Source organism: Niallia oryzisoli, from assembly GCF_036670025.1.
Lineage (GTDB): Bacteria > Bacillota > Bacilli > Bacillales > Cytobacillaceae > Bacillus_BD > Bacillus_BD oryzisoli.
In genome coordinates this window covers 455,001-467,685 of sequence record NZ_CP137640.1, presented here as the reverse complement: position 1 = coordinate 467,685, position 12,685 = coordinate 455,001, and the positions used below count along the sequence as shown (strand labels likewise).

Annotated in this window: 12 protein-coding genes and 2 rRNA genes (1 of these 14 running past the window's edge); 3 read left to right on the top strand and 11 right to left on the bottom strand. The window is 39.2% G+C overall.

Features of this window, described 5'->3' with window-relative positions; translation table 11 throughout:
• Positions 1 to 22: 22 nt before the first annotated feature.
• Both groL and groES read right to left on the bottom strand, forming a co-directional pair.
• On the bottom strand, positions 23 to 1,651 hold the full coding sequence (gene groL, locus R4Z09_RS02360; protein WP_338450806.1) for a chaperonin GroEL: 1,629 nt from the start codon (positions 1,649 to 1,651) through the stop codon (positions 23 to 25).
• A 111-nt stretch (positions 1,652 to 1,762) separates the two neighbouring features.
• The gene (gene groES, locus R4Z09_RS02355) at positions 1,763 to 2,047 is read right to left on the bottom strand and encodes a co-chaperone GroES (protein ID WP_338450805.1); all 285 of its coding nucleotides are present in this window, start codon (positions 2,045 to 2,047) and stop codon (positions 1,763 to 1,765) included.
• A gap of 316 nt (positions 2,048 to 2,363) precedes the next feature.
• On the opposite strand from groES, the gene R4Z09_RS02350 reads away from it, so the two are divergent.
• Both R4Z09_RS02350 and R4Z09_RS02345 read left to right on the top strand, forming a co-directional pair.
• A complete protein-coding gene (locus R4Z09_RS02350) occupies positions 2,364 to 3,050 on the top strand; it encodes a type II CAAX endopeptidase family protein (RefSeq protein WP_338450804.1) in 687 nt (228 codons plus the stop codon).
• A gap of 24 nt (positions 3,051 to 3,074) precedes the next feature.
• On the top strand, positions 3,075 to 3,281 hold the full coding sequence (locus tag R4Z09_RS02345; protein ID WP_338450803.1) for a YdiK family protein: 207 nt from the start codon (positions 3,075 to 3,077) through the stop codon (positions 3,279 to 3,281).
• Between the two features lie 29 nt (positions 3,282 to 3,310).
• Here the strand turns inward: R4Z09_RS02345 and R4Z09_RS02340 are convergent, their stop codons facing one another.
• Positions 3,311 to 3,967, bottom strand: coding sequence for a redox-sensing transcriptional repressor Rex (locus tag R4Z09_RS02340; protein WP_338450802.1), 657 nt, complete (start codon positions 3,965 to 3,967; stop codon positions 3,311 to 3,313).
• An 83-nt stretch (positions 3,968 to 4,050) separates the two neighbouring features.
• Positions 4,051 to 4,539, bottom strand: a complete 489-nt coding sequence (gene moaC / locus R4Z09_RS02335) for a cyclic pyranopterin monophosphate synthase MoaC (protein ID WP_338450801.1) — start codon at positions 4,537 to 4,539, stop codon at positions 4,051 to 4,053.
• 195 nt (positions 4,540 to 4,734) lie between these two features.
• Between moaC and R4Z09_RS02330 the strand changes: the two genes are divergently transcribed.
• A complete protein-coding gene (locus tag R4Z09_RS02330; protein ID WP_338450800.1) occupies positions 4,735 to 6,657 on the top strand; it encodes an ABC-F family ATP-binding cassette domain-containing protein in 1,923 nt (640 codons plus the stop codon).
• 308 nt (positions 6,658 to 6,965) lie between these two features.
• On the opposite strand, the gene tsaD is transcribed toward R4Z09_RS02330, so the two are convergent.
• From tsaD to R4Z09_RS02295, 7 genes are all read right to left on the bottom strand, one after another.
• Complete coding sequence (tsaD, locus tag R4Z09_RS02325; RefSeq protein ID WP_338450799.1) at positions 6,966 to 7,988, bottom strand: tRNA (adenosine(37)-N6)-threonylcarbamoyltransferase complex transferase subunit TsaD; 1,023 nt, start codon at positions 7,986 to 7,988, stop codon at positions 6,966 to 6,968.
• Complete coding sequence (rimI, locus tag R4Z09_RS02320) at positions 7,985 to 8,434, bottom strand: ribosomal protein S18-alanine N-acetyltransferase (protein WP_338450798.1); 450 nt, start codon at positions 8,432 to 8,434, stop codon at positions 7,985 to 7,987. Before rimI ends, tsaD begins: the two co-directional genes overlap by 4 nt.
• 29 nt (positions 8,435 to 8,463) lie before the next feature.
• A complete protein-coding gene (gene tsaB, locus R4Z09_RS02315) occupies positions 8,464 to 9,165 on the bottom strand; it encodes a tRNA (adenosine(37)-N6)-threonylcarbamoyltransferase complex dimerization subunit type 1 TsaB (protein WP_338450797.1) in 702 nt (233 codons plus the stop codon).
• On the bottom strand, positions 9,162 to 9,617 hold the full coding sequence (tsaE, locus tag R4Z09_RS02310) for a tRNA (adenosine(37)-N6)-threonylcarbamoyltransferase complex ATPase subunit type 1 TsaE (RefSeq protein WP_338450796.1): 456 nt from the start codon (positions 9,615 to 9,617) through the stop codon (positions 9,162 to 9,164). Before tsaE ends, tsaB begins: the two co-directional genes overlap by 4 nt.
• Positions 9,618 to 9,826: 209 nt before the next feature.
• Positions 9,827 to 11,599 carry a DUF4153 domain-containing protein gene (locus tag R4Z09_RS02305; protein ID WP_338450795.1) on the bottom strand — a complete coding sequence of 591 codons (1,773 nt, stop codon included), beginning with the start codon at positions 11,597 to 11,599 and terminating at the stop codon, positions 9,827 to 9,829.
• A 618-nt stretch (positions 11,600 to 12,217) separates the two neighbouring features.
• Positions 12,218 to 12,333 (bottom strand): 5S ribosomal RNA (rrf, locus tag R4Z09_RS02300).
• Positions 12,334 to 12,530: 197 nt separating this feature from the next.
• A 23S ribosomal RNA gene (locus R4Z09_RS02295) occupies positions 12,531 to 12,685 on the bottom strand (it continues 2,777 nt past the right edge of the window).

Here is a 12,685-nt window from a genome sequence, read left to right as displayed (position 1 = left end):
TTCTCAGTTAAGAGTGGTTAAATTACATCATGCCGCCCATTCCGCCCATTCCGCCCATGTCAGGCATACCGCCGCCGCCTTCTTCTGGCTTGTCAGCAACAACTGCTTCAGTTGTTAAGAACATTGCAGCTACAGATCCTGCGTTTTGAAGTGCAGAACGAGTTACTTTAGTAGGGTCAACGATACCAGCATCAACCATGTTTACCCATTCGCCAGTTGCAGCGTTGAAACCAACACCTACTGCCTCATTCTTTAAGCGCTCAACGATAACAGAACCTTCAAGTCCAGCGTTGTGAGCGATTTGACGGACTGGCTCTTCGATCGCACGTAATACGATGTTAATACCAGTTTGTTCGTCGCCTTCAGCTTGGATAGAAGCTACTTTATTGTAGATATTAACTAATGCAGTACCACCGCCAGCTACGATACCTTCTTCAACAGCTGCGCGAGTAGAGTTTAATGCATCTTCAATACGTAATTTACGTTCTTTTAATTCTGTTTCAGTAGCAGCACCAACTTTGATTACCGCTACACCGCCAGCTAACTTAGCTAGACGTTCTTGTAATTTTTCACGGTCAAAATCAGAAGTAGTTTCTTCTAATTGAGTACGGATTTGGTTAACGCGGCCAGCGATTTGCGCGCTATCTCCTGCGCCTTCAACGATTGTAGTTGTTTCTTTTGTAACTACAACTTTAACTGCACGTCCTAATTGACCGATTTGTGCTGATTTAAGATCAAGTCCAAGATCTTCTGTGATTACTTGACCGCCAGTTAAGATAGCGATATCTTCAAGCATCGCTTTACGACGATCGCCGAATCCAGGAGCTTTAACAGCTACTGCATTGAATGTTCCACGAAGCTTATTAAGAACGATTGTTGCAAGTGCTTCGCCTTCAACATCTTCAGCAATCAATAATAATGGCTTGCCTTGTTGAACAACCTGCTCAAGAACAGGAAGGATCTCTTGAATGCTAGTGATCTTCTTATCTGTAATTAAGATATATGGATTGTCAAGAACAGCTTCCATTTTATCTGAATTTGTTACCATGTATGGTGAAGCATATCCGCGGTCAAATTGCATACCTTCAACCACATCTAGCTCAGTTGAGAATCCTTTTGATTCTTCAATTGTGATAACACCGTCATTACCAACGCGTTCCATTGCTTCAGCAATTAACTTACCTACTTCTTCATCAGCAGAAGAAATGGCAGCAACTTGTGCAATAGACTCTTTTCCTTCGATTGGTTTTGAGATAGCTTTTAATTCTTCAAGAGCTGTTGCAATTGCTTTTTCCATACCCTTACGGATACCCATTGGGTTTGCACCAGCTGTTACGTTTTTAAGACCTTCACGGATCATTGCTTGAGCAAGAACTGTTGCAGTAGTAGTACCGTCCCCAGCAACATCATTTGTTTTGCTTGCTACTTCAGCAACTAATTTCGCACCCATGTTTTCAAAAGCATCTTCAAGTTCGATTTCTTTTGCAATGGTTACACCGTCATTTGTGATAAGTGGTGAACCAAATTTTTTCTCAAGAACCACGTTACGTCCTTTAGGTCCAAGAGTTACTTTAACTGCATTTGCAAGAGCATCAACCCCACGAAGCATAGCGCGGCGGGCATCTTCACTAAACATAATTTCTTTTGCCATTATGAATTACCTCCTTGAAATTGTGTATACTAAAATAAAAAATATAGGGTGTCTGCCTATCGGTGGCAGGCACAAGCCATGAGCCTTGAAACCAGACTCAGGAAAATATCATTATCCAATTACAGCAAGGATATCATTTTCACGAATGATTAAATATTCTGTGCCTTCGTATTTCACTTCAGTTCCAGCGTATTTTGAGAAGATAATGCGATCGCCAGCAGATACTTCAAGAGCAACACGCTCACCATTTTCAAGAATGCGACCAGTACCTACAGCGACTACCTTACCTTCTTGTGGTTTTTCTTTTGCAGTGTCCGGTAATACGATACCGCTTGCAGTTTTTTCCTCTGATGCAACAGGTTCAATGATAATGCGATCACCTAGTGGCTTTAACAATTGAAACAACCTCCTCAAATAATATGTAAGTTTTTTTATTAGCACTCATCTCCATCGAGTGCTAACACATCTATTATATTAATAAATTTGATTTCCTTTTGCAAGTAACAACATGTAAATTTTCATTAAAAATTTTAACAGTTCGGTAAATAGTCCAGCTGACATGTTTTTTCCAACAAATACTATTTATTACCATGAACCCTTATGCTTATACCATGTTCCTTCTATAGAGGGTTATCATTTGATGGTTTTAGATAATTACTGATAAAATGGGATAGATGTACTTGTTGATACATAATAAAGGAGAACTAACATTTTGAAAAAAGAATATTGGTTTATTTTAATTGCATATATAGCCATGCAGCTTTCCAGCCTTGTCGGGGTGCCGCTTCTCATCTATATTGGCGGTTTATTTGGGAAAAGCTATCATGAGATGGCCGAATTATCCGTTTCTTTATGGATTGTCATCAGCTTCTCTCTTACCTTTATCATCAGTCTGATTCTGCTGCGGAAAGAATGGATAAAACCTGTTCGCAGCGAGAAGGCCTTGTTACCAAGGGAGTCAATCTATTGGGCCGTTGGGGGAATTTTTTTGGCATTCTTTGCTCAAATTGCCGCAGCCAATATTGAATATTGGCTTGGCATTGAAATGGGTTCTGAGAATACAGAGCAAATTGTTAATCTGATTAAAACAGCTCCAATAGTCATTCTTGTTACTTCTATTCTTGGACCGATACTGGAGGAAATTGTCTTTCGAAAAATCCTTTTCGGCGCCTTATACAAGCGGTTAAATTTCTTTCTCGCCGGACTGATCAGCTCACTTGTTTTTTCCCTTGCCCACGGGGAACCGGAACACATCCTTTTGTATGCAGCGATGGGGTTCACTTTTGCTTTTTTATATGTAAAAACAAACAGAATTCTTGTCCCGATTTTTGCTCATGTTTCGATGAATACCATCGTCGTGCTGATGCAGCTTAATCAGGATTTGATTCAACAATTATAAGAAATTATCACTGGAGGATTAGCTTTGAGACAATCACCGTTTTTTTCGGGTATCATTTATATATTTCTTGGCTCGTTATTTACCTTTTTTGCCATTCGAAACATTAATGAGGATGGAGGCTGGGGATTCTTTACCATTCTGCTCGTTATCCTTGCTACCTTTGACTTTGGATCCGGCATTCGGATGATACTGTTACACTTTCAACTAAAAAAACAACAAACAAAAAAATGAGCCCTTTTAGAAAGGCTCATTTTTTTGTATTATTCTTCTATTTCTTCATCTACTGAATAATGCTTTAAAAAGTATACAAGTGATTGAAGCTCCACCGCCAGATCGATATGGTGTACACGAACATGCGGAGGCACTGTTAACCGCGCAGGAGTAAAGTTTAGAATTCCTCTAATATTCGCCTTTAAAAGACGATCTGTCACAAATTGGGCAACAGGTGCTGGAATAGTTAGGATGGCTACCTCGATTCCCTGCTCCTCGATGACTTTTTCAAGATCATCCATATGATAGACAGGTACATTTCCAATCTTCTGATCCACTTTTTCCGTTTGTACATCAAACGCAACGGCAATTTTTGTATTATTATTTTTCAAGAAATTATAATTTAAAAAGGCCGTACCAAGATTTCCGACTCCAATTAAAGCAACTTTAGTTAATTCATCCTGGTCCAATGTTTTGCGGAAAAAGGAGAGCAAATACTGAACATTATATCCATAACCTTTTTTACCTAATGCACCAAAATAAGAAAAATCTCTTCGGATTGTTGCTGAGTCTACCTTCACAGCCTCACTTAGTTCTGCTGAGGATACTCTTTGTTTTCCAGACGCATGTAAATTTGTTAAAAAGCGATAATATAAAGGCAATCTCTTTGCTGTGGCTTGTGGTATCTTGGTCGTTTCATTTGCCATTCGAATCCCCCATTCCCTTCATTATTCTTTTATTTTTTTACATAAAAGGGCAGCTTATGATTAGCATTTGCTTGTAAACACTTTCATTTATCGTTCCTTTTAAAATCCCCGTTTTTCCCGCCTGTTTTTTCCACTAAATATGTCTCGCCTATCACCATTCCTTTATCAATCGCCTTACACATATCATAGACCGTTAAAGCACATACAGACGCCGCAGTAAGGGCTTCCATTTCTACTCCTGTGCTTCCCTTTGTTTTGACGAACGCCTTGATAAACAATTCATAATCTTCATTCTTTATTTCCCATGAAAATGTGATATCAACACCAGTTAATGAAAGGGGATGACACATAGGAATAATATCCCACGTCTTTTTTGCGGCCATAATCCCAGCAACTTGCGCCACCGCTAAAACGTCTCCTTTTTTCATTTGGTTATTTGTTATTTTATCATAAATTACATGATTTACTGTAATACTTGACATCGCAATTGCCGTTCGAAAGGACTCAGGCTTTTCACTTACATCTACCATCTTTGCTCTGCCTTCTTCATTAAAATGAGTAAACTCTGGCATAAAAAAACCCCTCTTTATAAATGATACACTATTTTATAGGTATTTGTCTTTAGTTTGTAATCTCCTTCACAAATAGTGTTTCCTATTTTAATAAAATATACAACATCCAGTGATTATGTCTATAGAAGCCCATTTCGCTATGTATTGCTGTTCAAACCTTTATCGGTTAATCTATTAGTATAGAGGTGAACAAACATGATTCTATTACAAATTAATCAATTATGTAAATACTATGGTGCAGATATTATTTTGTCAAATATAAAGTTAGAAGTTCAAACACGCGATCGAATTGCTTTAGTAGGCAGAAACGGTGCAGGAAAATCCACCTTATTAAAAATAATTGCAGGTCACCTGTCCTACGATTCAGGAGATATCATTAAACCAAAGGAAGTCAAAATTGGCTACTTAGCACAGGATACGGGTCTTGAATCAAATTTGTCGATTTGGGAAGAAATGCTGTCCGTTTTTTCCGAGCTAAGACAACAGGAAAAAAAGCTGCGCAGTTTAGAAACTAAAATGTCTGATCCGGCTGTCCTCCAAAATGAGACTGAATATGAAAAAGTGTTAAAGGAATATGATGTCCTGCAGGTCGAGTTTAAGGAAAAAGGCGGCTATCAATTTGAAGCAGATATCCGCTCTGTTTTGCATGGACTAAATTTTCAATCCTTTGATTATGATACAAAAATATCGTCTTTAAGCGGAGGGCAAAAAACAAGACTCGCCCTTGGTAAATTGCTTTTATCAAAGCCTGACATTTTAATCCTCGACGAACCGACAAACCACCTTGATATTGATACATTATCCTGGCTTGAGCAATATTTGCAGGGCTATGAAGGCGCTATCCTCATTGTATCCCATGACCGTTATTTTCTTGATAAGGTTGTTAATCAAGTGTATGAAATTTCAAGACAGCAAATAACCAAATATATAGGAAACTATAGTTCTTATTTAGATAAGAAGGCCGAGAATTATGAGCGGGAAATGAAGCAATATGAAAAACAGCAGGACGAAGTCAGCAAGCTGCAGGACTTTATTCAACGTAATCTTGCCCGTGCATCGACGACGAAAAGAGCCCAGAGCCGCCGTAAACAGTTGGAAAGAATGGAATTGATGGACCGTCCTTTAGGCAGTGAAAAATCAGCTTCCTTCTCTTTTGACATTGAAAAACAATCTGGTAATGAAGTTTTACATGTTCATTCGCTGTCTATCGGCTATAGCGATGAAGCCGTTTCACAAAACATAGATATCCGTCTCACTAGAGGGGAGAGCATCGCCCTTGTCGGACCAAATGGAATCGGTAAATCCACCTTGTTAAAGACTTTCATGAAGAAGCTTTCTCCACTGAAAGGAGAGATTCAATACGGTACAAATGTAACAATTGGTTACTACGATCAAGAACAAGCAGAACTAACCTCAAATAAAAAAGTACTTAATGAGCTTTGGGATGACTATCCTTTAAAAAGTGAAAAAGAAATCAGAACCGTTCTTGGAAACTTTTTATTCTCAGGTGACGATGTATTAAAAATCGTATCCACATTAAGCGGCGGTGAAAAGGCGCGCTTGGCACTGGCCAAATTAATGATGCAAAAAGCGAACTTATTGATATTGGACGAGCCGACAAACCATCTTGATTTAGATAGTAAAGAGATTCTGGAAAATGCATTAGTCGATTATCCGGGAACCATTCTATTTGTGTCCCATGACCGTTATTTTATCAATCGGATTGCTTCAAAAGTGGTAGAGCTTTCGAAAGACGGTTCTACCGAGTACTTAGGCGACTATAATTATTATGTTGAAAAGAAACTCGAGCAGGAAGAATTAAGAGAGCTGGATGAACAAAAAAAGGAGGCCGCCCAGCCGGTCAAGCAGGAAAAGACAAGTTATCAACAGGATAAAGAAGCAAAAAAATTAGAAAGACAACGCCTTCGCAGAATCGAAGAAATTGAAGGAAAAATAGAGGACCTTGAGCAAAAGATTGAAGCCAATGAGCAGCTTCTCTGCGATCCGGAGGTTTTTCAGGATCACGAAAGGTCTCTTCAAATTCATGAGGAAGTAGAAAGGTTCAAACAAGAGCTGGAGCAGCTGATGGATGAATGGACTTTGTTAGCAGAAGAATAAAATTAGCGTCAATTAAGTTATCCACAAAAAAACGAAGCATAACCTTTTTATGCTTCGTTTTTCCACATTTTTAACCACAGCTGGATACCCATTATTTCAACTTTCCACAAGGTTTTCCACATTATCCACAATTCAACCATTTAATTATCCACATTATCAACATTATCCACAAACTTATCCACATTTTTAGAAATTTTCAGTTTATATTACCCTTGTAATGATTAACGATTGTTCATATCTCTGCTATTTTATCAACAATTGGTGATAAAATGACAAAAAGACTCCTGAAAAATCAGAGAGTCTTATACTTAATTGTGGATAGATATATCGAGACCAGGATTTGCATTCAATGCGAGACTTGCCCGTTGTCCTTTTTCAAACATAACACTTCCTGCAGCCGCAATCATGGCCGCATTATCTGTGCATAACTGTAACGGAGGGATGACAAGCTCTATGTCCTCCATTTCAGTAAAAGCTGCGGTCAACTTGGATCGTAAGCCTTTATTTGCGGCGACACCGCCGGCCAGTAACACTTGCTTCACGTCATATTCCTTGACAGCCTTCAGCGTTTTGGTTACTAATACATCAATAACACTTGCTTGAAAACTTGCCGCAAGATCCTCCGGTTTTATCGTTTCCCCGCGCTGTTCAGCATTGTGGACAGTGTTAATAACTGCAGATTTTAATCCGCTGAAGCTAAAATCATAGGAGCCCTCTTCAAGCCAAGCTCTTGGTAAATCAATAACAGCTTCCCCTTCATGGGCCAGTCGGTCAATTTGCGGTCCGCCCGGATATGGGAGATGCAGTGTCCTTGCCACTTTATCATAAGCTTCTCCTGCCGCATCATCTCTCGTTTCACCAATTACCTCAAAATGCCCGTGTTCCTTCATATAAACCAGCTCTGTATGCCCTCCGGATACAACTAAGGCTAACAATGGAAAATTCATTTCCGTAACCAGACGGTTTGCATAAATATGGCCGGCAATATGGTGAACGGCAACAAGCGGGATTCCATGTGCAAAAGCAACAGCCTTTGCTGCATTTACGCCGATCAGTAAAGCTCCCACCAGGCCAGGTCCTTCTGTTACTGCTACAGCATCGATATCTTCATACGAAACATTTGCTTCTTTTAAGGCCTCTTCCAGTACGATCGTGATTTGCTCGACATGGTGACGAGATGCAATCTCCGGAACAACTCCACCAAAACGTTTATGACTGTCAATTTGTGAAGCCACAATATTGGATACAATTTCTCTACCATTTTTTACAATAGAAACAGCTGTTTCATCGCAACTCGTTTCTATCCCCATCACTAATAGATCTTTTTTCATAAATTCACCCACATCACTAACGCATCTTCTTGATTATCTGTATAATAATTCTTTCGAATGGCTCCCCCTTGAAAACCAAATTTTCGATAGAGGGATTGAGCAACCATGTTAGATACTCTTACTTCAAGGGTCATCGTAAGTGCCCCGTATTCTTTTGCTGTTTCAATCATTTTCTTCATTAAAGCTTCCCCCAGCTTCATGCCGCGATATTCGGGAAGAATTGCAATATTCGTTACATGAGCCTCGTCTACAACAATCCACACCCCACAATAACCGACAATCCTGTTATCCGCTTCAATAACAAGATAAACAGCAAACTGGTTTTGTGTGAGCTCATTGTAAAAGGCCTCCCTGCTCCAAGGAACCGTAAACGATTTATGCTCAATCTCCATTATTTGATCAAGATCCTCAATATTCATCATTCGAAAAGAATATGTACTTTCCATTTTGACAACTTCCTATCTTTCTTCTGACTCTATTTCAATTCCTTTTGCGCTTCTAACCATTTTGCTTCAGCTTCTGCCAATCGAATATAATTGGGTACAAAGGAATGAATGTCCTCTCCCGGTTTATCATATCCTAATAATGCCAGCTCGGATGGACGTGGATTATGCTCTGTTATTGCAGCCAGAATGGCTTTTTCGCCCAACACCTGCTGCAAAACATCCTGATGAAGCTTAATATCCGAACCAATAAATAATATTTTCTCATTATACTGGCTTAATTCGTCTGCCCAGTTTTTTGATAAAATCAGTTGATCATTTATTCGCGATTCCAGCTTTCCATTCTGATACTGATAAAGACCTGTATAAATCTGCCCTCTTCTGGCATCAAATAAAGGAGAAACACAGCCGTTAAAATAACGTCCTACACCTGCAGCCAGTACTTCGAGACTTGAGATCCCTACCAACGGGATTGAAAGTGTCCAAGCCAGCGTCTTAGCGATGGTTACCCCGATTCGAACTCCGGTATAAGAGCCTGGTCCTTTTGCAACGACAATTTTATCTAAATCAGCAGGTTTCATTTCACAATCAAACAACAGCTTTTCGATGGCGGGCATTACGCGAATGGAATGATTTTTTTTCATGTTGGTGATGTACTCGCCAATCACGCCTTCCTCATTCATGAGAGCAATGCCTAATGCATAATTTGATGTATCTATTGCTAAAACGTTCATGAAAATATCTCCTTACATAATTGCTCATATCGTTCACCAATCGGTTTAATCACCAATTTTCGGGTATCGTTTCCCTGATGATAGATATAAATATCTAAACGGTCATGCGGCAGTTGCTCTTCTACTAAATGAGCCCATTCAACTACTGTAACTCCGTTTCCGCTGAAATACTCTTCAAAACCCAGGTCCTCGTATGCATCCTCCAAACGGTATACATCCATATGATACAATGGCATGGTTCCTTGGTACTCTTTGATAATCGTAAATGTTGGGCTGTTCACATTTCTTTGGATACCTAAACCAATAGCCAATCCTTTTGTAAAAGCAGTCTTTCCCGCACCTAAGTCCCCTTCAAGCGTTATCACATCCCCTGGCCGAAGAAAGGAGGCCAAGCGTTTGGAAAAATTCTGTGTATCCTCTAATTTAGTTGAAATCATTTCATATTCACTCATGTATATCACCTTACTGTTTGCATCGTTCAGCCATCATAAAGATTCAACAACACGCAAACGATCCAATTATTCCTATTATCCTTTTAACAGTTTACATGATTTTACCCTGCAGAGCAAAAGCATCTATTATATTCATAATGAACAAAAGCAGAGAAAAACAAACGAGGCATTGCTCGTTTGTTTAAGTTTAGACTGATTAGTCATTCCTGCTATTTTATTTTAACAAAGATAAAGAGTACTGCACTGTTATACTCCTCATGATCTTTTTGAATATTAACTTGCTGTACTACAAATGTCATTTTAGCCTTGTCATTTTCCTTTGAGAAAGTTGCTTCCTCAGGTGTTATGGTATATTTGCTTGATTGATAACCATAAAACTTTTTAAAAATTTCATTTGCCTCAATGCTCAGCAGTTCTTCGTTATTTTCACCTGTAAGGATCATATCTACTTGATCATTATTCCCTTTTGTTATAAGAGAGTAGTTTTTCCCCTCTTTTACAAAATCAGCGATCTTTTCATTATTGTCATTTTCCATGATTAGATGGTATTGGATAAAAGAATCATACCCAGCGATATCAACAGTACTTTTCTCTTGTAGTGAGAGAGCAAGGTACATCTCCTTGTTATCCCCAGGTTCATAATACTCATAGAATCCAAATGTAGGATAAAAGTCATCATAATTATAATCTTTAGACAGCCATTCGACATCCTTCTGATAGTTCATCATAAGCAGATAATTCATCGCTTTCGTAACTACCTCTTTATCCTGATCAGAGATAGCTGCGTTTGGCTTAACCTTATTATTTTCTAACATATTGTTCTTCAATAAAACCTCTTCCAAAAGACTTACCTGACTGCTGCGGCTGATTGTAAAGGCATCCACTGGCGGTACGATTGAAATAACAGCACAGATGATTAAGATCGGGGCAATGATCCCGTTTCTACGTACATTTATAAAACTAAGCAGAATGCCTGCTGCTGCAGCAAAAATACCAAATAAAATTACATAATAGCGGGTATGCATAATCCCGGTTTCCGACACGCTCATTATAGAGGCGACAATCTGGAAAAGTACGATTGGCACCAGTACTTTAGGAAAAATTCGTCGAAACCATAAGGTGAATTTATTTTCAATTTCACTGACTAATATATAAACAACAATGACGGTAATTGAGTAGGATACCAGCATTGGCTCTAATAGATTATCCGTCCAAAACTCGCCTGTAATATTTTTAAGGATGTAAGTAAGCATGATAACTGTAAACACCGCTATTAGTGGAATAATTATATAAGATAAGAGAACCTCTAAAAATTTTGGACAATGGGCTGCCTTGTTAATGATTTTCTCCTGATCCTCCATATTCTCCTCGGTGTTTGCTGCACCTGGATAAACAGGGATCAGCGATAGAAAAAACATCGGTGCAAAAAGGATAAAGACAATATTTGCCGAATGAGAATAGGCCGTATATTCAAGCTGAAAAATCAGCTGGTCAATCGCAGTTATAATAATAGAAATTCCGGCAAATAAGATTCCAGAGAAAAACAAAGAGTGAAAAAAGGATTTAAATGCAATCATAAAGCTTTTGTTAAAAGTTACCCTGTTTTTTATGACAGGTACCCAAATAAAGGCGATAAGAAGGGCAAACAGTGCAACTGAAGTTCTAATGTTAATCTCCATGCTTAATTGTGGGGCTGGTTTGATAATTAAATAATATCCAGCTGTTAAAACGGAGGCGGCACTTATTAATAGGAGGCGGCTGGATTGTCTTAAAAAAAATCTTTCATAGGTGATCTGTAAAACCGCACTAATAAATGCTCCCACCACGAATGTTAATAGAAGCTTTGAATAATCCTTTTCCGAACTGATATCTACCGCATTCACGATAGCAGCTAACGAAAGAAATATGGACGTCAACGGATAGCGGGCAATAGCATCGGCCAAACCTCTAAACCTGTTCAAAAGCCTTTTTATCGGGTTCACGGCGGTCATTCCCTTCTATTTTTAGTCGGGGCAACTTCTTTTGATGCCTTGCGGAAGTTCGAGATGACTTACAGATTGAACTTTGTTCCGGGGTTAATAAATTATTGTATGTTACCCCTATATCTCAAGTATATCACTGATAAGATGAATGAAGACGAACAAGGTGAAAGAAAAAATATTTTCAATTGGTTCTTGATGGAAGGACGGTGCGCTGGAGGATTGCTGTAAACACTATCAAACTGAATACTTGATTTGTTTATTCAGCTGTCTTCAGTATTTTAACATCTTATTGGTGAATGATTTTTTGGGGTACCCTCTTTTTCGGGCTTCAATAGGGCTTATTGGTGAACTTTTTTTGGGGTACCCTCTTTTTCGGGCTTCAATAGGGCTTATTGGTGAATGATTTTTTGGGGTATCCTCTTTTTCGGGCTTCAATAGGGCTTATTGGTGATAGTTTTTTTTGCAGATTGCTCCTTTTCGAGCTCCAATCAGCCTTATTTGCGATAGATTTCAATTACATTTTATATTTTGCATTTTAAAGAACCATTTTTTATAATTACCGCTTTCGGACGTTAAAATAACAAAAAAGAGTACCCTTTTTGGATACTCTTTTTATCTGCTTGGCGACGTCCTACTCTCACAGGGGCAAGGCCCCAACTACCATCGACGCTGAGAAGCTTAACTTCCGTGTTCGGGATGGGAACGGGTGTGACCTTCTCGCTATCGTCACCAAACTATTTGGTCTGAAGAATTGTTCCCTCAAAACTAGATAATGCTGAAGAAAAGACTGAGTAATAAACATTGTTCTGTCCAGCTGCGGCGCCTAGGAGCTCGAGTCTTAAGCCGTGCCGTCAAGAAGGTTAAAGAACAACCTTCTCGCCGCCCCGTCTTAAGCTTGTCGCTCCTGGGCAAGGCGCCTCCGCATTTCAATTAGGTTAAGTCCTCGACCGATTAGTATTTGTCAGCTCCACGTGTCACCACGCTTCCACCCCAAACCTATCAACCTGATCATCTTTCAGGGGTCTTACTAGCTTGACGCTATGGGAAATCTCATCTCGAGGGGGCTTCATGCTTAGATGCTTTCAG